The following is a 20,328-nucleotide window of genomic DNA, read 5'->3' on the forward strand; positions in this document are numbered from 1 at the left end:
AGCCCTTGAGAATCCGTGGGGCCGGCATTTCGGCTTTTGCGGAGTTCCCGGTAGGACTTGCTTCAGATCGAAGGCGCGCGGCTCACGATCCGGCGGGCGCTGTCGCCCCCTTGGGTGTGCTTGCCCCGGGCTTCGATGCGCCGCCGGAATCCTCGCCTTCTCCGTCTTCGCCATCGTCATCGAGACCGGCACTGCTTTCGGGGCCCTTCCAGCTGGGGTCCTTGTCCAGCCGCGCGATCATTTCCGTGGCGCGCTGGGCCATGCCGCCGCCGTGCGGATTGAAGGCCACCGGCGCCAGAATGATCTTGGCATCATCAACGCGCCCCAAGCGGATCAGCGCCCAGCCCAGGTTCATGCGCAGGCCGAAATCGAAAGGCGCCAGTTCCACGGCATGGATCAACCCGTCGATGGCCAATTTCGGGGGCTGCTCCCCCTGCTCCACGAAGCTGCGATAATAATAGATCAGCGGCAAGGGATGATCGTTCTCCAGCCTGTTGAGCGCCACGAACGGCGCCCGGGCACGGCGATAGGCAAGCGCCTTGTCTCCATCCGTGTCCTGGGCCTCGCGAAACAGCGCATAGCCTTTCTGGATGTAGGCATTCGTCTGCGACGGATCGACCGCCAGGGCCGCATCGGCCGCGGCAATCGTTTCCTTGTCGTTCCCCGCGTCATATTCGGCTTCGGCGAGTTCACCCAGCACGGCGACGTCGCGCGGATATTGGGCAGCGATGGCCCGGGCCTCGGCGACCACGCTCTTGGCGCTGTCCTCGTCCACGCCGCGCTTGGACCGGATCCGCACCGGCATGATGGCGGCTTCGCCAGCAGTCAGCCTGCGTACGGTGATCGGGCCGACGATGAGCCTGTCCCCTGCTATCGGCAGAGCGCTCATCTTCGGGCGCATGAGGTAGCGCTCGACATCCTTCTCAAGCTTTTCGAAATCGCCGAAGGCCTCGGCTGCGGCTTCGCGCTGCCCCTTCCCCTGATCGAGCAGCTGAAGATAGCGCGAGAACTGGCCTTGGCGGGACGGGTCGAAGGTCAGGTAATGATAGAGCAGCCAGCTCTTGCCGTAGAATGCGTCATAGTTGCGATGAGTGCGCTTGTCGTAAGCGGTCGGATCCAGAAGATCGGCCACCTTGACGTCGGGCGCGTAGAACAGTTCCCCGGCACGGTGAAGCGCCGGGCGGCCCACCACCATGCTGCCGTCCGACGAAAAGCTGCTGGAAGAAAAGAACTCCGCCGCGCCCTCCGTAAACCACTTCGGCCGCTGCATCGCCGTGGCCGAGATCATGAAGTGGTGGGCATATTCGTGAAGCAGTGTGGTCATCGACCCGTCAGTGGTGCTTTTCGCGGCATCGACCCGGGGTATGATCGCCAGCGATCCACCGGCGCGCGGAAGATAGAAACCGCCGATGTACTTGCTGTTGGCGCCGTAGATCTTCCTGACCGCCTGCTCGCTGCCCACGACATAGACCGTGACCCGGTTCGATGGACTGGGCGGCGGCGCCTTGACGTGGAACAGCAGCGCCATCGCGGCGTGGTAGCGTTCGAGCTGGTCGGAAAACTTGCGCAAGTCGCGCTCGTTGTCCTCGGCATAAATGACGAAATGGTCGCTGGATGCTTCCAGCCATTCCGCGCGCGCCGCGCCCGGAAACAGGAACAGGGCCAGCAGACAGGCCATGATCATCGATCGCATTACTTGAATCACCCCCCGGTAATATCCGTGGGTTATTTACCGACCCGTCGAAGGCATGCAAGCGGCGATGGATCCGGTTTGAACAGCATCGGCTGCGCGGCGCCGGCTCAACTGCCGAGCGCGACCTGGCCGAGATCGTCTGCTGTGGGCTCAGGTTCGTCCAGCAGGCGAATGGCGACCTGGTCCCGGCCCTGTCGCTTCGCTTCATAGAGCGCCTCGTCCGCCAGGCGATAGAGCGAGCGAAAATCGCCGCCCGTGGAGGCTTCCGCGATGCCGATGCTGACCGTGACCTTGCGCTGGCCGATGAGATCGCCGTGCTCGCAAGCGGAGATCTCCTGGCGCAGCGTCTCGGCGAAGCGTATCAGCGCGAAACCCTCTAGCCCGGCGACCATGACCGCGAATTCCTCGCCGCCAAGGCGGGCGACCGTGCAACTGGGGCTTTCGTAAGGCGCGATGCGCCGCGCGATTGCTGCGAGCACCACGTCTCCCGCCTCATGGCCGTAGACGTCGTTGATCGACTTGAACCAGTCCACGTCGATCAGCAGCAGACCCACGACCTGCCCCTGCTCCTGCGAGGTTTCGAGCACAGTGCCGACCCGTTCGATGAAGCCGCGCCGATTGGGCAGGCCCGTCAGCGCATCCCGGCGCGCCAGTTCCTGGGCCTGGGCTTCCGCGCGGCGCGCCATGTCGCGCTCGATCCGCAGGCGGGCATGGGAGCGCGATGCCGCGATCGAGAGCCAGAGCGTCTGCCAGGCTGCGGCGAAAAGCACGAGGATCTGCGATCCGCCGCCCCAGAACATCCTGTCCGTGTCGACGAATTCGGTGGAGGCGAGCACCAGCATCGGCACCGACCAGGCGCCTGCAAAGCTGCGCGCCTCGGCGCTTCCGCGCCTCCAGGCCTGGCCGATGCAGCAGGCCACCGCAAGCAGGTTGGCCAGGATCAGCACCCCCAGCAGGCTGCCGAGTGTCTCGATCGGCCCGGAGCGCATGAGCGAGAGCGGCAGGCCCAGCGCGGCAACCCCGCCCGTCAGCCAGAGTGCGGCGCGCCGCAGCCAGCGGTTGACGCTATGGCTGTCAAGCGCGGTGACGGCGCTCAGCGTCGCCAGACAGATCGCCAGGCACGACAGGCCCGTGCAGATCTGTGAGGAAAGCGCGCCGGCCATGCGCGGAAAGAAGAACAGGTGGAGCTGCGACCAGCAGCCGCCCCAAAGGATCATGCAGGCCGCCCAGCCCGCCTGCCATGCCGAGAACTGCCGCCGCACCGCCACCGCCAGCGAGGCATTGTAGATCGCCCCCGCCAGGAGCAGCACCAGCGCGGCACCGATCGACGTGGCAAGGCCGGTAGTCTGCGTGCTCTCTTCGCCGCGTCCGACCAGGCGCATCCGCAGAAGCCCGGCGCTCGCCACTTTGTCGAAACGCATGGTCACGCCGACCAGCGGCACGTCGCGGTGCGGCGCGCGAAAGGCCAGCTGACCGCCGGCGCGCCAGTGCGTGCCGAAATCGCCGCTGCGCACATCCTGTCGCTCGATCGCGCCATCGGCATAGGAGAAGTAGACGACCAGTCGGTCGAACCGGGAGCTGTGAATGATCAGCGAAAGATCGTCGCGCTCGTCCGCCCCCGGCGGGAGGAGCGCATGAAGCCAGAGCGTGCCCTTCTGGTACCCCTCGGGCTGACCGTCGCAGGCGAAATTTTCGGGAATGGCATCGCTGCCCGGCACGGCAGGGCTCACGGCATGGCACAGGGGATGGCCGATACGAAGCACCTCGGCCGACGCCGCGCTTGTCCATCCCATGGCCGCCACGGCGCAAAGGAGGGTCAAGGTACGCATAAAAAAGCGCAAAAAGGGCGAGTCGCAAACCATTGCGCCGCGACCTATGGCACATTTGCGCCTTCAACAAGGTTACCGGATTAACCAGGTTCGGCTAATTGTCAGCCTCCGCCGATGACGCTGGACTGCTGCGTTCCGGCTTCGGAAATGACCTGGGCCCTCACCCTCCTTGCGCCATATCGCCAAGGCCGATCCGTCATGCGGCACCGCCTGCGCTTTCGAGCATTTAGCGTCTGTACCGGACGACCGGCCGAACCAAAGCGAGATAGAATGACCCTGAACCAGTGGCTTTCCGTCGCCACCCTATGCGGCATGATGATTCTCTTCATCTGGGGTCGTTTCCGCTACGACGTCACGGCGATCATAGCCCTGATGGCGGCGCTTGCGCTGGGGCTGGTGCCACCGGAAAAGGCGTTTACCGGCTTCGCGGACGATATCGTCATCATCATCGCCTCGGCGCTGGTGCTCTCGGCGGCCGTGCAGCGGACCGGGCTGGTGGAGCGTGCGGTCACGCTCGTCAGCCAATGGGTACACAAGCCGGGCTCGCAGCTGTTCGTGCTGACTTCGGCCGTCGGCGTGGCGTCGGGCCTCATCAAGAACATCGGCGCGCTGGCGATGATGATGCCTGCCGCGTCCCAGCTCGCGCGGCGCAGCAAGACCAACCCTTCGCGCTTCCTGATGCCGATGGCCTTCGCCTCGCTGCTGGGCGGCCTGACGACGATGATCGGCACTTCGCCGAACATCATCGTCAGCCGGGTGCGCGAGGAAATGACCGGCGAACCGTTCCGCATGTTCGACTATCTTCCCACCGGCCTGGGCATGCTGGTGATGGGCCTGCTGTTCCTGCGCTTCGGTTACCGCCTCGTCCCGGCCGACCGCCGCGCCGCCGCGACCATGGGCGAAGCGCTGAACATTTCCGACTACACCACCGAGGCGACCGTCTCGGAGGAATCGAAGGCCATCGGCGAGACCATCGAGGATTTCACTGCCAGTCACGACAACGAAATCGAAGTCACCGCCGTCCTGCGTTCGGGACTGCGCGGCGACGTCCATCCGGCCATGCACATAGTCGAAGGCGACGTGCTGATCCTATCCGGCGATCCAGACGCCCTGGAACGCGCCATCGCCCGCTCGCAGCTCACGCTCGACGATCACGAGGACGACGACGAACATGCCGGCGCCCGAGACGAGATCGGCGTGATCGAAGGCGTGATCATGGCGGAATCCGCCTTCGTGGGCAGCACCGCGGGACGGCTGATGCTGAAGGAGAGGATGGGCCTGCGCCTCGTGGCCATTTCCCGGCGCGGGCAAATCCTGCGCAACAAGCCGGGCAATGTCGTGATCCAGGCCGGCGATGTCATCGTGCTTCAGGGCGTGCTCAGCGAGATGCCCGGCCGCCTGCGCCAGCTCGGCGTCCTGCCGCTGGCGCAGCGGCAGATCCGGCTCGGCATGAATCGCAGCAGTTGGCTGGCCCTTGTCATCCTGGCCACGGCGATGCTCACCACGGCGCTCGGGCTTGTGCCGGTGGCCGTGGCGTTCTTCGCCGCAGCGGGCGCCGTGATCATCACCGGGGCACTGCCCGTGAACGATGCCTACGAGGCCGTAGAATGGCCGATCCTCATCATGCTGGGGGCGCTGATCCCGGTCAGCGAAACGCTGCAGACCACCGGCGCCTCGAACATTCTGGCCACCGAACTCTCGCACCTGGCACGGGATATGCCGCCCTGGGGCGCCGTGGCGATGGTGCTCGCCGCCTCGATGGCGGTGACGCCCTTCCTCAACAATGCCGCGACGGTCCTGGTCGTGGCGCCTATCGCGGCCGTCTTCGCCAAGGACCTCGGCTACCGGCCCGACGCTTTCCTGATGGCCACGGCGATCGGCGCGGGATGCGATTTCCTCACGCCGATCGGCCACCAGTGCAATACGCTGGTAATGGGGCCGGGCGGCTATCGGTTCGGCGACTATGCCCGGCTGGGGGCGCCCCTTTCGGTGCTCGTGCTCCTGCTGGGGACGCCCCTCATCATGTATTGCTGGCCGCTGTGACCGCAGCCACTCTCCTCACGCCGCGAAAGGACGGTCGATCGAGACCTGCGGCCGGGTGAACCACTGCGCGCCGGTTTCGGTGACGTACATGTGGTCTTCCAGGCGCACCCCGAACTTCTGCGGAACGACGATCATCGGCTCGTTCGAGAAGCACATGCCGGGCTCCAGCGGCGTCTTGTCGCCGCGCACGAGGTAGGCCGGCTCGTGGATCGAGAGCCCGATGCCGTGGCCGGTGCGGTGCGGCAGGCCCGGCAGGGCGTAGTCGGGGCCAAGTCCCGCCTTTTCGAGCACCAAGCGGGCGGCATAATCGACCGACTCGCAAGGCTCGCCGGGACGCACGGCGTCGAAGGCGGCCTGCTGCGCCTCCTTTTCGATATCCCATATGCGGCGGATCTCGTCGGAAACCGCGCCGAACGCGTAAGTGCGGGTGATGTCGGAATGATAGCCCTGGATGGTGCAGCCGGTATCGACCAGCACGAGCTGGCCTTCCTGAAGCTCGCGGTCGCCCGGAAGCCCGTGCGGATAGGCCGTCGCTTCACCGAACTGGACGATGCAGAAGCTGGAGCCGCTGGCGCCGAGCTTGCGGTGCGCCGCATCGATGAAGTGGACCACTTCGCTCTGCCGGATACCGGGGCGCAGGATGCGGGCTGCAGCCTGATGGACCAGCAGCGTCATGTTCTTCGCCTGCTGCATCAGCGCCAGTTCCGCGGCCGACTTGACCATGCGGCACTGCTTTATCACCGGCATGGCGTCGACCGGCCGGGCCGGGCTGCCCTGGCGGATGCGCTCGGCGAAATGGAACGGCAGTTCAGGATCGATCGCCACCGTCTTCGCGCCCAGTTCGGCCAGGACGCCGACCACCAGCGCGACCGGATCCTCGTCTTCCTGCCAGGAGCGGATGTCCACGGGGATCGCCAGATCCGCCTCCAGGGTACCGATCTCGAAATGCGGACAGATCATGATCGGCTGGCGACCGGGCGCCACGATCATGGCCACCAGGCGTTCGGTCTGCCCCCAGGGCAGCCCCGAGAAGTAGCGCAGCGAGGCGCCTGCATTGACGAGCAGTGCATCGGCGCCCAGTCGGTCGGTCAGTTCGCGGGCGCGCTCCATCCGCGCCTCGCGCTCCGGCACGGCGATGGCCGGGGCGCGGTCGGCCCAGGCCGTGAGGCCGGCCAGTTCGATGTCTGCGGTCGATCCGCCAATCATGTCATTCTTCCTTTATGCGAAACGCTGGATGTCGAAGGGCGCGAGCGGCAGTTCCGGCTGCCCGCCTGCGACCATCGCCGCGACCAGCCGCGCCGTGATCGGCGCCAGTGTAAGCCCCAGGTGCTGATGGCCGAAGGCATAGAAGAGATTGGATGCCTTCGTCGAGCGGCCGATGGCAGGAAGATAGTCCGGCAAAGTAGGGCGGCAACCCATCCAGCGACGGAACGGTCCCTCGATCGGCAGGCCCAGTTCCGAAACGTGGCGCTCCAGGCGCTCCCATTTGCGCGGATCGGCAGGGGCGTCGACCTTGCCCAGTTCCACGAAGCTCGCGGCCTGAACCGCGCCGCGATAGCGCGTGACGATCATCGAGCGCTCCTCGAAGACCACGGGCGGCAGATCCGCGGGCCAGCGGCTGGCATCGGCGCGGACATGATAACCGCGCTCGGCGATCATCGGCACCTTGTGGCCAAGGTACTCCATCAGTTCGCGTGAGCGCACGCCCGCGCAGACCAGCACCTGATCGGCATCGACCCCGCCGATCTCCACCCTCTGGCCGGCAAGGCGCAGTTCGCCGCGCTGCGCTACGAGGATACCGCCGCGATCGGTGAAGGCCTTGCGCAGGGCCTGCCGCAACTCTCCAAGATCGGCGATCTGGCCGCTTCCCGAAAAGCGGATCGCGCCGGCCGCCGGTCGATCGGTCAAGCCGGACAGCAGCGCCAGTTCGGCCTCCGTGGCGGCGTGGACCTCGGCCGAGCCGGTCTCGGACGATTGCCACGAAGCATGGCCCTCGCGTGCGGCGCGCGCGTCATGCCAGACGACGAAGTGCCCGTCCTGCCGCAGCAGATCGGGTGCACCGATGCGTTCGGCGGTCGCGACCCAGGCCGGCATCGATCTGGCCAGCAGCGGCGCCAGAGCCTCACAGCCCTTGCGGAAGTTGGCGGGACGAGCAGCCGAGAGCAAACGCAAGCCGAAAGGCACCCACTGCGCCAGAGCCGACGGAGGAAAGGCCAAGGGGCCGCCGCGCAGGAACAGCCGCTGCGGAAGACTGCGCACCATGCTCATAGAGGCCAGCGGCTCCACCTGCTCCACCGCGATATGCCCGGCATTGCCCCAGGAGGCTGACGCGCCGGCGGCGTCGTCATCGACGATCGCAACCTGGCGCCCGGCATCGAGCAATTCGATGCCCGCGCAAAGCCCGACCACCCCGCCACCGACAATTCCAATCGACGCCACAAAAACTCCGTTGCATAAGTCAGACTATATCGTATACCATATATCAATCACCGCCCGTTCGCACAAGGCTTTGCACCGCGCCATGAACGTCTCGATCCACCGAAATCTCCGCCCCCCGGTTCGCCGGGGCGGTGTCCGGTCGGGACTAACAAAAGGCAATGGCTCGGCAGAAAAGGTCCGATTGCAGCACCATTGGCGATCATCTACCGTATACGTTAGATCGACGGCGTTTCGCGCCGTCGAGACCTGTATGGAGATTCACTGGTGACAATCGTCGTCCGCACCCTTGCCGAACGCATTTTCGACGTGATCCGCGAAAGGATCGTCGAAGGAAAGCTCCCCGTCATGGAGCCGGTCCGGCAGGATGCCCTGGCTGCCGAACTCGGCGTCAGCAAGATACCGCTGCGCGAGGCTCTGGCACGGCTCGAACACGAGGGATTGCTGACCAGCCAGGCCAATCGCGGCTGGTTCGTGCGCCCGATGTCCAGCGACCAGGCGGAGGAGATCTACCTGCTGCGCCTCGCGACCGAACCGGCCGCCGCGGCCTATGCCTGCACCCAGGCCGACGACGAGGACCGCAAGGCCGCGGTCAAGGCTTTCGAAGTGCTCGACGCGGCCGCCAAGGACAATCTCAGCGACGTCGCCGTCCGCAACCGCGAATATCATGTCTCGCTGGTGCGCCCCGGCAAGCGCCTGCTGACCACGCAGCTCGTCGAACGCCTCGAAGTGCTCGCGGAGCGCTATGTCATCGCGCACCTCGAACCGGCCGGGCGCGGCGACCGCGCGCATATGGAACACCGTGACCTGCTCGACGCCTGGCTCGCCGCGGATGCGGAGCAGGTGAAGACACTGCTCACCCAGCACATCGCCAGCACGCTCGACGACTTGCGCGCTCATTTTACCGCCAGCCAGACAGGCTGAGACCATAACCAGGGGGATCCATGCTCGGACCGCGTAAATCGATAGAAAAACTCTCACAACGCGAATCCGGGCATTCCCTGGCCAAGACCCTGAGCTGGCCTCACCTGATTGCACTCGGCGTCGGCGCGATCGTCGGCACCGGGATCTACACCCTCACCGGTGTCGGCGCAGAGCGTGCCGGCCCGGCCGTGATCCTGGCCTTCGCGATCGCCGGGGCCGTCTGCGCCTGCGCGGCGCTGGCCTATGCCGAAATGGCGACGATGATCCCCGCCGCGGGTAGCGCCTATACGTTTTCCTATGCCGCCATGGGTGAGACGATTGCCTGGATCGTGGGCTGGAGCCTCATCCTCGAATATTCGCTGGCCTGCTCCACGGTGGCGGTCGGCTGGTCCGGCTATCTGGTCGGCTGGATAGAGTCGGCAGGCATTCACCTGCCCCACGCGCTGCTGGTCGGCCCGCATGGCGGCGGCATCGTCAACATGCCTGCCGTGCTGGTGGCCCTGGCGGTGATGGGCATGCTGATTGCCGGCACGCGGGAAAGCGCGACGCTCAACATCGTTCTGGTCATCATCAAGCTCGTGGCGCTGACGATCTTCGTCGTCATGGCCCTGCCGGCCTTCCATGGCGGCAATCTGGAGCCCTTCATGCCCTACGGCTTCGGCAGCACCGAAGTGGAAGGCCAGAAGCGCGGGGTGATGGCGGCCGCCGCCATCGTCTTCTTCGCCTTCTACGGCTTCGACGCGGTCGCCACTTCGGCCGAGGAAGCGAAGAACCCCGGGCGCGACCTGACCATCGGCATCGTTGGCTCGATGGTGGTCTGCACCTTCATCTACATGGCCGTCGCCATCACCGCCATCGGCGCCCTTCCCTTCCAGCAGCTCGCCAATTCGCCCGAGCCGCTGGCTCTCGTCCTGCGCCAGCTCGGCCAGCCCGTCGCCGCGCACCTGATCGCGCTGGCCGCCGTGCTCGCCCTGCCCTCGGTGATCCTCGTCATGATGTATGGCCAGAGCCGCGTGTTCTTCGTCATGGCCCGTGACGGCCTGCTGCCCCGCAGCCTCGCGAAGATCAGCCCCCGCACCGGTGCGCCGACCCGCATCACGCTGATGACCGGCATTTCGATCGCCATCGTCGCCGGCATCTTCCGGCTCGACGAGATCGCGGAGCTGGCCAATGCCGGCACGCTGATCGCCTTCATCTCGGTCGGTGCCTGCCTGATGATCCTGCGGCGTCGTTCGCCTGAACTGACCCGCCTGTTCCGCTGCCCGCAGCCCTATCTTATCGGCACCCTGACGATCCTGGGCTGCGCCTACCTGCTGTTCAGCCTGCCCGAAAGCACCCTCGTCCGCTTCGGTGCCTGGAACGTGATCGGCCTGCTGGTCTACTTCCTCTACGGTCGTCGCCGCAGCGAGGCAGGCCGGGAAGCCGCCGCGACCGTCTGACGCGGCAAACCTCGAATCCTTCTCAACAGTTCCCTGCAAGTCTCCAGGAGATCGCGATGAAACGCGCCCTTTTCATGGCCGCTGCCCTTCTCGGCACCAGTCTTTCCCTTGCCTCGCCTGCCCTGGCGAAGACCGCCTATGACGGTGTCTGGGTGTTCGACGATACCCCGCCCACGCCCGGCGTGACGATGATGGAAGTCACCTCCCGGGGCGGCAGGATCGAGGGCAAAGTCACCACCAAGTGGTACGGCCCGGTCGAGATGATCAACCCGCGCGTCGAGAACGGCGAGCTGAAGTTCGAGGCCCGAAACCTCAACGACAAGGAACACCTCACCCGCCCCTGGAGCGTCGCGCTGGAGGACGGCCAGGCACACCTCAAGGGGCGGATCTGGGAAACCGATGTCGACAGCAAGGGCCGTCGCGGCAAGGCTGCCGAGGCGAAAGCCCGCGCCTTCCAGTTCGCGGCACTGCCACCGCTCGGCGCCCCGATCCCCAGCCCGCTCGCCGCCACCCCGCCGATGGGCTGGAGCAGTTGGAACAAGTTCGCCGAACATATCGACGACAAGACCGTGCGCGCCATGGCCGATGCCATGGTTTCATCGGGCCTTCGCGATGCCGGTTACATCTACGTCAACATCGATGACGGCTGGCAAGGCAAGCGTGACGCCAATGGCGTACTCCAGCCCAACGCCAAGTTCCCGGACATGAAGGCCCTGACCGACTACGTCCATTCCAAGGGCCTGAAGATCGGCATCTACTCTTCGCAGGGCCCGCGCACATGCGCTGGCTTCGAAGGCAGCTACGGCCACGTCAAGACCGACGCCCAGACGTTCGCCGACTGGGGCTTCGATTACCTGAAGTACGACTTGTGCTCCGGCGAATGGTTCTATGACGACGCGGACACCGTGAAGCGCAGCTACTATGAGATGGGCGCGGCGCTCCAGGCGACGGGCCGCGAGTTCATTTTCTCGCTCTGCGAATATGGCCGCTTCGACGTGGGCAGCTGGGGCCGCGATGTTGGCGGACAGCTCTGGCGCACGACGGGCGACATTACCGATGACTATCCGACGATGGCGAAGATCGGGTTCGACAAGAACGGCAAGCCCGAATGGGCCGGTCCGCATGGCTGGAACGATCCGGACATGCTGGAAGTCGGCAATGGCGGGATGTCGGCGGACGAATATCGCACTCACATGACACTCTGGGCCATGTCCGCCGCGCCGCTGATGATGGGCCATGACTTGCGCGAAACCGATGCCGCCACGCTGGCCATGCTTACCAATCGCCGCGTCATCGCGGTGGACCAGGATGCCAAGGGCGTACAGGGCAAGGCCGTGCGCAAAGTGGGCTCCATGGAAGTATGGGCCAAGCCGCTGGCCAATGGCCAGGTCGCCCTGGCCCTGTTCAACCGCGGCGATACCGCCGCTTCGCTGGCCCTTACCCCGGCCGATGCCGCTCTTGCCACCGTTTCTCAAATCGAGGATCTTTGGACCGGCGCGAAATCGTCCAGGCTGCCCTCCAGCTACACGGTTCCACCCCGCGGCGCCGTGATGCTGACTTTTAAACAATGACTTTAAATCAGCTGGTTCAGGTTGGTGTCTAACTGACTTTCTAAATCGACATGCCGACCCGCGCAGGAGCAAGTCCTCCTTGCGTGGGTCGGCATGTCACCTTGGTCCAGGGTCGCAGCAGCGATCCTCATCATCACAGCAGTCTTTGTTATTGCGAGGCATTCGCACTTGCAGTAATGGCTCGGCCATGAGGGGGCCGGGATTCGATATTCGCATCGCCGCGCATGCCCCCTCTTCATGAGGGAAACGAGCGAGTTGGGCGGCCAGGGCGAAACTCTCGAAGTGCTGGACAAAGTGGACCCGGCGTCCTCCGACGGTCTCGGCAAAGCATCTTCGCCCGCGTCGCACGCATCTTCCGGTCGCTCGACGAAGCCTGCCCGGCAGAGCGCTTCGAGCAAGAAGAAAAACAAGAAGGCGCGTGCCTTCTGGCTCAAGCAGTTGCATACGTGGCATTGGGTAAGCGCGGCCGTTTCGCTGGCCGGCATGTTCCTTTTCGCGATCACCGGGATCACGCTCAACCACGCCGCCTCGATCGGCGCCGAACCGCAAGTCGTGCAAAGCCAGGGCAAGATCGCACCTTCCCTTCTGCGCCGCCTGCCGCCCCCGGGCGACGGGAACGGGGCACTCCCCCCCGAGGTGGCGAAAGCCGTGGCGGCAGCCGTTCCTCTCGATCCCTCGGGCTTTGCGGCGGACTGGTCGGCTGAAGACGAGGTCTATGTCGCCATGCCCGGCCCGGGCCGCGATGCCTGGGTCAGCATCGACCGTTCGAACGGCACCGTTTCCGCCGAAGTGACGCGGCGCGGCGCGATTTCCTATCTGAATGACCTCCACAAGGGTCGCAACACCGGCTCCGTGTGGTTCTGGTTCATCGATCTCTTCGCGGCGGCCTGCGTGATCTTCACGGTGACGGGCCTGTTCCTGCTCCAGCTTCACGCCAGGCATCGGCCCTCGACCTGGCCGCTGGTGGGGCTGAGCCTGCTGATCCCGCTCGCGATCGCCCTGATATTCATCCACTGAGACAAGAAGGCACCGATGACGACATCGAAGGTAATGCCCGCGCTTTCCCTGATGGCCCCGGCGCTCGTCGCCGGCACGATGGCCGCCCCGGCCGCTGCTGCCACGGTCAGCATCACCATCCCGCGCGTCAAGGTCGCGGAATACCACCGGCCTTACGTGGTCGGCTGGCTGGAGCCGGCCGCCGGAGGCGCCGCGCGAACGGTCTTCGTCTGGTACGACGTCAAGAAGGCCGGTCGCGAGTCCGGCACCAAGTGGCTGGCCGACTTGCGCACCTGGTGGCGCAAGGGCGGCCGCTCGATGCAACTCCCCGCCGATGGCCTGAGCGGCGCCACCCGCGCACCGGGCACCTACCAGGTCCCTCTCCCCGCCAACCTTGCCCCCGGCGATTATGTCCTCAAGGTCGAAGCTGCGCGCGAGACGGGCGGACGCGAACTCGTTTCGGTGCCGATTTCGGTTCCCGTAAAGAAGGGCGGCTCGGCCTCCGGCAGCAGCGAGCTGGGTGCCGTCACGGTACGCTGATCAACGCGATTTTCCCTATTTTCCAGTATAATGGAATACGATCTTCAAGGATTTTCAATGCGTAGAAACCATATCCTGATCGCCTCCGCCGCCGTCGCTGCGGTTCTCGCTTCGCCCGCCTCGGCCCATCGTCAGTGGCTTCTGCCGTCCACGACCACCGTAGCGGGAACCGATGAATACGTGACCGTGGACGCCGCCGTCTCCAACGACCTGTTCTATCCCGATCACTTCCCGATGAGCCCCGACCAGGTCACCGTCTGGGCACCGGACGGCAGTGTGGGCAAGCTCGAGAACCCCGCCACGGGGCGTTACCGTTCGACCTTCGACGTGAAAATCGACAAGCCCGGAACGTGGAAGATCGGCACTCAGCGCTCCGGCGTGATGGGCACCTTCAAGGTGAACGGCGAGGAATGGCGCCTCGGCGGCCGCGGCAGGCCGATGGGTGCGCCCGGTGCCGGTGGCCCCGGTGGCCCCGGCGCACAGGGAGCCGCTCCTGCCCGGCGGGTCGAGAATGTCGCCGACATCCCCGCCAATGCCACCGACGTGAAGCTCGTCGAGACGCTTGCCGCCAACTACATTTACGTCACCGCCGACGCCCCCACCAAGACCGTGTTCACGGCAACCGGCAAGGGCCTCGAGATCGAGCCGATCACGCACCCCGACGAACTGGTCTCCAACGAAGAAGGCCAGTTCCGCTTCCTGGTCGACGGCAAGCCCGCCGCCGGGGTGAAAGTCACGGTCGTTCCGGGCAGCAAGAAGTACCGCGAAGCCGAGCAGGCGCAGGAACTGACGACGGGCGCCGACGGCGTGCTACACGTCAAGTGGCCGGTTGCCGGGATGTACTGGATCAACGCCAGCGCCGCAGACGCCAAGCCCAGCGAGAAGCGCGCGAGCGAGCGCCGGATGAGCTACACGGCCACCGTGGAAGTCGTCGCGCCCTGATCGGCAACGACGCTTCCATGCCGATCGCACCAGGCGCGGGGACGATCCCGCGCCTGGCCGTTCCGCTCGAGATCGACGCCGCCTGCCTGGCCGATTGGCTTCAGGACGCTCCCGTCGTCGATCTCGCCGGAGAGACGATGGGGACGAACTGGCGCCTGCGCCTCGCCGCTCCCGCCGGCTTCGACCGGGCCGGACTGGACGCCGCCATTGCCGCCCGGCTTGAAGACATTCTCGCGCAGATGAGCCACTGGCGGGCGGACTCCGTGCTCGGCCACTTCAATCGCTCTGCAGCCGGAACCTGGACCGCGCTGCCGCAGGACTTCGCTGCCGTGATGACAGCGGCCTTGGCGGTCGCCGAAGTCTGCGCGGGCGCTTTCGATCCGGCCATCGGGTGCCTCATCGATCTCTGGGGCCATGGGCCAGTGGGGGTCGCCGGACCACCCTCCGCCGAGGCCTTGTCCCATGCGCGCCAGCTCTCGGGCTATCGCCGCCTGGACTTCGACCACGATCGGCAGCGGCTCCGGCAACCGGGCGGCCTGCGTCTGGATCTCTCGGGCATCGCCAAGGGCTATGCCGTCGACGCGCTGGCCGCGCTCCTGCGGCGACGGGGTTGCAACCATTTCCTCGTCGAGATCGGCGGCGAGCTGGTGGGCGCCGGGCTGCGGCCGGACGGCGATCCCTGGTGGGTCGACCTGGAGATGCCCGCAGCCGGGGTCGCGCCTTTGCGCATCGCCCTGCACCAACTCGCCGTCGCCACATCGGGCGACTACGTTCGCGGGCGTCATACGATAGATCCGCGCACCGGGATTCCGGTCGAGACGGCCATGGCGGTCAGCGTCATCCATCGCTCCGCCATGCTCGCCGATGCCTGGGCGACCGCGCTCTGCGTCGAGCCTGCGGAGGCCATGCGCGCTCTGGCCTTGCGGCAGAACCTTGCGGTCCGTGCGTTGATCCGCAGTGCCGATGGGATCCAGGAATGGCTCAGCCCGGCGCTTCAAGAACTCATCGTAGACGACAACGAAACCGCCCCTTCCTGAAGCGTCAGCCAACGCCGGGGCGCGTTTGCAACAAAAGCGATACAAATGTAACAAAGCATATTGCGAATGCGAATGACTCTCATTATCGGAAGCAGCAACGGAATTATCCGGTCATGAGGGGAATTATGTCTTTCAAGCCTTCGTCGGCGGCTGCGCGCCGCACTTTCCTCGCGCTTTCGTGTATCGCCCCGGCTCTTGCCCCCGCCGCGCAGGCCCAGCAGGCTGATGGACAGCGCGTGCTGGGCGGCGTGACCGTCAGCGATACCGCAATCGACGAGAAGCCCGGACGCGTGCTGGAATCGCCGAAGCGCACCCGCCCCGTCCTCGACACGCCGCAGACGATCACCGTGCTTTCGGGTGAAGTGATCGAGCAGCAGAACCTGCTCACCTTGCGCGACGTCCTTTCGACGGTTCCCGGCATCACCTTCGGCGCCGGCGAAGGCGGCACCGGCCCCGGCGACAACATCACCTTCCGCGGATACAGCGCCAGCAACGACATTACGGTCGACGGCGTGCGCGACAGCGCCCAGATCACCCGCACCGATTCCTACAATCTCGAACAGATCGAGGTGACGAACGGCGCCAATTCGGTGATTTCCGGCGCCGGTTCGACGGGCGGCAACATCAACATCGTCACCAAGCGGCCGAAGGCCGACGATGCGTACTTGGCGACGGCCGGGATCGGCACTGACAATTACTATCGCGCCACCGTGGATCTCAACAAGCGCGTCAACGACCTCGTGGCTTTCCGCCTCAACGCCATGTGGCACCGCAACGACGTGCCAGGCCGGGATGTCGAGGACTACAAGCGCTGGGGCGTGGCGCCCTCGGTCACGATCGGCATCGACAGCCCGACCAGCCTCACGCTGCAATACAACCACCAGGAAGACCGGAACATTCCCCAGTACGGTGTGCCCTACTACGCGGGATCGGGTCTGCCGGGCGTTCATCGCAGCGACTATTTCGGCTTCCGCAATGTCGACAAGCAGCGCATCAACGTCGACCAGCTCACCGCGATCTTCGAGCATGAGGTGAGCGACACCGTCTCCGTCCGCAACCTTGCCCGCTGGCAGGATTCGCGCCAGCTGACGCAAGTCGATCCGCCGCAGGGCACCTGGTGCCTGGCCAGCGGCGTGACCCCGACCGGCGCGGCCTGCACGGTCACCGGGATCTCGACACCGGTTCCGGCGGGCTACTACTATCCCACCGGGCCGCGCGGCACGACGCGCGATACCCGCAACCAGCTGATGTTCGACCAGATCGACCTCAAGGCGGTGTTCAACACCGGCGCGATCGAGCACACCATCGACATCGGCGGCGCGGCGACCTGGGAGAAGTACGACCTCTACAATGGCAATGTCCTGCGCAATGCCGATGGCACGGCTGCCTTCGCCCGCCTGCCGCTCATGAATATCGACAATCCTAACGAGGTCATCGCCGGTCCGGCCTCCGCGAACTTCACGTATGGCAGCAATGTCTACACGGGCCCGGTCAATTTCATCCGGACCGGCCACACCGTGGGTGAGCAGACCAACGTCGCAGGCTACCTGTTCGACACGATGAAGCTGGGCAAGTTCGAACTCAGCGCGGGTGCCCGCGTGGAGCGCAATGTGGGCACCACCCGCACCGATGCGATAGCGCCCTCCACCACGGCGACCGTGACCCAGGGCCAGGTGACGCCGGGCATCAGGACCCGCAATGCCGACACGCTGTTCTCCTACCGCGTGGGCCTGAACTACAAGCCGGTCGAAGACGTCAGCATCTACGCGGCCTACGGCAATTCCCGCACCCCCTCCAAGAACTCGGTCAACGGTGCCTGCACGAATTCCGGCGAGAACGGGGCGACCTCCTCGACCTGCAACGTCAATCCGGAATCGGCGAAAAACTATGAGATCGGCGTCAAGGGCGAGCTGTTCGACGGCGGCCTGCTGCTGACCGCCTCGGCCTTCCGCAACGAGCGCGACAAATACGCCGTCATCTCCGGCGATCCGACCGTTCCCGACCAGCAGCTCGATGGCAAGTCGCGCGTGGACGGCATTGCGCTCGGCGCCTCGGGCACGATTACCCCGGCCTGGACGATCACGGCGAACTATACCTATCTCAAGTCGAAGCTGCTGCAGTCCGTCTCCGATGCGTGCCTCGCGAACCCCGGAACCGGAACCTGCACCAACAGCCCCGCCAATCCGAACCCGGGCGGCGGGCAGTACCTGCCGCAGACGCCCAAGAACTCGGGTAGCCTCTTCACCACCTATCGCCTGCCCTTCGGCCTCACCGTGGGCTACGGCCTCACGTACCAGGACGGCTTCGTCCTAGCCGTGGCAACGCCGACCGCAGGCGCCGTCAAGTCCGACGACTTCCTGATCCACCAGGCCTACCTGGCCTATGACTTCTCGCCCAACTTCTCGGCGCAGCTCAACGTCAAGAACATCGGCGACAAGCTCTACTACACCCGCATCCGCGGCAACGGTGTGGGCTGGGCCACGCCCGGCGACGCCCGCTCGGCAGTGCTGACCCTCACCGCGAAGATGTAACAGGTCCCAACGGCCCGGCGGGCGCCTTCGGGCGTCCGCCGGGTTCCTGCAATTCATTCGCAGCGATTGCCAGCGCCCGGGAATTCGGCAAGAGAAGCCGCATGGTCATCGAAATTCCAGAGCTTTTCTCGCCCCAGGAAGTGCGCGAAATTCGCACAACACTCGAAGGCGCCGATTGGGCGGACGGCCGCGCCACCGCCGGTCACCGCGCGGCGCAGGTCAAGGAAAACGAGCAGCTTCCGCTCGGCCACCCCCTGGCAAAGCAACTTGCCGACCGCGTGCTGGCGCGGCTCATGCAGACGCCGCTGTTCATCGCCGCCGCCCTGCCGCAGCGGGTGCTCCAGCCCCGCTTCAGCCGCTACGACGGGCGCGGGCATTACGGCAACCACGTCGACAACGCGATCTTCCCGATCCCCGGCACCGGCGAGCACTTGCGCAGTGACATCTCCGGCACCCTGTTCCTCAGCGACCCCGAGACCTATGACGGCGGCGAGCTGGTGATAGAGGACATGTTCGGCACCCACAGCGTCAAGCTGCCGGCCGGGCACCTGGTCGTCTATCCCGGCAGCAGCCTGCACCGCGTCGCCCCGGTGACGCGCGGCACGCGTCTCGTTTCGTTCTTCTGGACCCAGAGCTTCGTCGCCTCGCCCGAACGCCGCCGGCTGCTGCTCGAACTCGACGGCGCGATCCAGGGCGTCGTCGTCGATCATCCGGAACACGCCTCGGTCGACACGCTCACGCAGGTCTACCACAACCTCCTGCGCCAATGGTCCTCGACGTGAGCGAGGGCCCCTTGCCGCCTTTGACGCAGATCCCGGCGAACTTGCGCAGCCTTGCCGACTATGCCCGCCGCGCGGCCGATCACTTCACGGTCGAGGCCTGGCGCCATCTGGAGGAAGGCTCGGGCGAAGGGCAGACGCTGCGCCTCAACCGCACCGCTTTCGCCCGCCGGGGTTTGCTCCCCCGCGCCATGGCGGACCTGCGCGGCGGCGAGACTGCGCTCGACCTGTTCGGACGCCGTCACGCAGCCCCGCTGATGCTGGCCCCGCTGGCCTATCAGCGCCTGGCCCATCCCGACGGTGAACTGGCGGTCGTCCGCGCCGCCACGGCGCTCGACACCGGCATGATCGTCAGCACGCTTGCCAGCTTCACGCTGGAGGAGATTGCCGAAGCGGGCCGTTCCTTCGCCGGGGAACTCGGCAAGGACGGAGCGCCCTTGTGGTTCCAGCTCTACCTTCAGCCGGACCGCCGCCACAGCCTCGATCTGGTCCGGCGCGCGGAAGGCGCCGGTTACGAAGCGATCGTGCTCACCATCGATGCGGCGATCAAGCTCTCCGGCATGACCCTGCCGCCGGGGGTCTCCGCGGCGAACCTCGCCGGCATGCCGATGCCCCGCCATACCGCCACCCCAGGCGGGCGCATCCTGCTCGGCACGCCGCTGGCCGATGCCGCGCCGCGCTGGGAGGACCTGGCCTGGCTTCGCGAAGCGACGCGCCTGCCGATCCTGGTCAAGGGCATGGTCCTGGGCGAAGACGCCCGCCGCGCCGTGGACCTCGGCGCGGACGGCCTGATCGTCTCGAACCACGGCGGCCGGGTGCTCGACGGGCTGCCGAGTGCGCTCGACATGATCGAGGATGTGGCGGCCGCGGTGGACGGCCGCATACCGCTGTTGGTGGATGGCGGATTCCGGTCGGGCACGGACATGGTCAAGGCTCTGGCGCTCGGCGCCCGCTCCGTGCTGATCGGCAGGCCGCAGATGCACGCCCTGGCAGTCGCCGGAATGCCGGGGGTCGCCCATGCGATCCACCTGCTGCGCACCGAGCTGGAAGTGACCATGGCAGGGCTCGGCTGCCCCAGGCTTGCCGATATCACGCGGGAGCGAGTCATTACCCTTTCCAGCGCGTGATACCGCGCTTTCCCGCGCCCACTCATCTCCCGTAAATCTCCGCAAAGGCATGCCACCCCCGCCGCTCGGTTAGGCGAGGCGGCAAGTGGTGCGGCGCTGTCACCAATTAATACAAATTGAGACGCCCCAAAGGGCGCGAACTTTGTCATGGCAGCAACAAAACAAGATGAGGGAATTACGAAAGTGGTGCGACTCCGTTTCGGTCTGCTGGCGTCGGCCGCCCTGGTGGCATGGCCTGTCGTCTCTGCTCATGCGCAATCGACTTCCGGCACTGCCGCGAATTCGACGTCCACACCGGCCCAACAAACACCTGCGACGAATATACCTGCGGCGAATGCTCCCACGACGAGCGCCCCTGTTACGAGCGCTCCTGTAACGAGCGCTCCGGTCCACACCGCCCCCGAAGAAAGCGGCGAAGAATTCGAGATCGTCGTCGCAGGG

General features: G+C 65.9%; 15 protein-coding genes. 11 read left to right on the forward strand and 4 right to left on the reverse strand.

What is annotated here, in order from left to right:
* Nucleotides 1–82: 82 nt before the first annotated feature.
* Both AC1VV3_RS18290 and AC1VV3_RS18295 read right to left on the reverse strand, forming a co-directional pair.
* On the reverse strand, nt 83–1,684 hold the full coding sequence (locus AC1VV3_RS18290) for a tetratricopeptide repeat protein (RefSeq protein WP_465127042.1): 1,602 nt from the start codon (nt 1,682–1,684) through the stop codon (nt 83–85).
* Nucleotides 1,685–1,800: 116 nt separating this feature from the next.
* A complete protein-coding gene (locus tag AC1VV3_RS18295) occupies nt 1,801–3,522 on the reverse strand; it encodes a GGDEF domain-containing protein (RefSeq protein WP_465127043.1) in 1,722 nt (573 codons plus the stop codon).
* Between the two features lie 270 nt (nt 3,523–3,792).
* Between AC1VV3_RS18295 and AC1VV3_RS18300 the strand changes: the two genes are divergently transcribed.
* Nucleotides 3,793–5,565, forward strand: a complete 1,773-nt coding sequence (locus AC1VV3_RS18300) for an SLC13 family permease (protein ID WP_132265832.1) — start codon at nt 3,793–3,795, stop codon at nt 5,563–5,565.
* A 15-nt stretch (nt 5,566–5,580) separates the two neighbouring features.
* Here the strand turns inward: AC1VV3_RS18300 and AC1VV3_RS18305 are convergent, their stop codons facing one another.
* Together AC1VV3_RS18305 and AC1VV3_RS18310 are read right to left on the reverse strand one after the other, a co-directional pair.
* Entirely contained in the window at nt 5,581–6,771 is a 1,191-nt protein-coding gene (locus AC1VV3_RS18305; RefSeq protein WP_314466536.1) for a M24 family metallopeptidase, read from the reverse strand.
* A 12-nt stretch (nt 6,772–6,783) separates the two neighbouring features.
* Entirely contained in the window at nt 6,784–8,004 is a 1,221-nt protein-coding gene (locus AC1VV3_RS18310) for an NAD(P)/FAD-dependent oxidoreductase (protein WP_465127044.1), read from the reverse strand.
* A 264-nt stretch (nt 8,005–8,268) separates the two neighbouring features.
* On the opposite strand from AC1VV3_RS18310, the gene AC1VV3_RS18315 reads away from it, so the two are divergent.
* The 10 genes from AC1VV3_RS18315 to AC1VV3_RS18360 all read left to right on the forward strand — a co-directional run bounded on the left by AC1VV3_RS18315 (nt 8,269) and on the right by AC1VV3_RS18360 (nt 19,887).
* Nucleotides 8,269–8,925 (forward strand): GntR family transcriptional regulator, encoded by a 657-nt coding sequence (locus AC1VV3_RS18315; protein ID WP_132265838.1) that lies wholly within the window; start codon nt 8,269–8,271, stop codon nt 8,923–8,925.
* Between the two features lie 20 nt (nt 8,926–8,945).
* On the forward strand, nt 8,946–10,364 hold the full coding sequence (locus tag AC1VV3_RS18320) for an amino acid permease (protein ID WP_134095591.1): 1,419 nt from the start codon (nt 8,946–8,948) through the stop codon (nt 10,362–10,364).
* Nucleotides 10,365–10,420: 56 nt separating this feature from the next.
* Nucleotides 10,421–11,935, forward strand: coding sequence for a glycoside hydrolase family 27 protein (locus AC1VV3_RS18325; RefSeq protein WP_482963137.1), 1,515 nt, complete (start codon nt 10,421–10,423; stop codon nt 11,933–11,935).
* Between the two features lie 237 nt (nt 11,936–12,172).
* Nucleotides 12,173–12,952, forward strand: coding sequence for a PepSY-associated TM helix domain-containing protein (locus tag AC1VV3_RS18330; RefSeq protein WP_465127046.1), 780 nt, complete (start codon nt 12,173–12,175; stop codon nt 12,950–12,952).
* Between the two features lie 15 nt (nt 12,953–12,967).
* Nucleotides 12,968–13,471, forward strand: coding sequence for a DUF2271 domain-containing protein (locus AC1VV3_RS18335; protein ID WP_465127047.1), 504 nt, complete (start codon nt 12,968–12,970; stop codon nt 13,469–13,471).
* A gap of 57 nt (nt 13,472–13,528) precedes the next feature.
* Nucleotides 13,529–14,413: a DUF4198 domain-containing protein gene (locus AC1VV3_RS18340; RefSeq protein WP_465127048.1), complete on the forward strand. Its 885-nt coding sequence runs from the start codon at nt 13,529–13,531 to the stop codon at nt 14,411–14,413.
* 17 nt (nt 14,414–14,430) lie between these two features.
* Nucleotides 14,431–15,450 carry an FAD:protein FMN transferase gene (locus tag AC1VV3_RS18345; protein WP_465127049.1) on the forward strand — a complete coding sequence of 340 codons (1,020 nt, stop codon included), beginning with the start codon at nt 14,431–14,433 and terminating at the stop codon, nt 15,448–15,450.
* A gap of 125 nt (nt 15,451–15,575) precedes the next feature.
* Nucleotides 15,576–17,981 (forward strand): TonB-dependent receptor, encoded by a 2,406-nt coding sequence (locus AC1VV3_RS18350; protein WP_314466543.1) that lies wholly within the window; start codon nt 15,576–15,578, stop codon nt 17,979–17,981.
* A gap of 101 nt (nt 17,982–18,082) precedes the next feature.
* Nucleotides 18,083–18,763 (forward strand): Fe2+-dependent dioxygenase, encoded by a 681-nt coding sequence (locus AC1VV3_RS18355; RefSeq protein WP_465127051.1) that lies wholly within the window; start codon nt 18,083–18,085, stop codon nt 18,761–18,763.
* Nucleotides 18,748–19,887 (forward strand): alpha-hydroxy acid oxidase, encoded by a 1,140-nt coding sequence (locus AC1VV3_RS18360; RefSeq protein ID WP_482963138.1) that lies wholly within the window; start codon nt 18,748–18,750, stop codon nt 19,885–19,887. The genes AC1VV3_RS18355 and AC1VV3_RS18360 overlap by 16 nt, the downstream gene beginning before the upstream one ends.
* Nucleotides 19,888–20,328 lie beyond the last annotated feature (441 nt).

The organism is Novosphingobium sp. BL-S-34 (genome assembly GCF_056857015.1).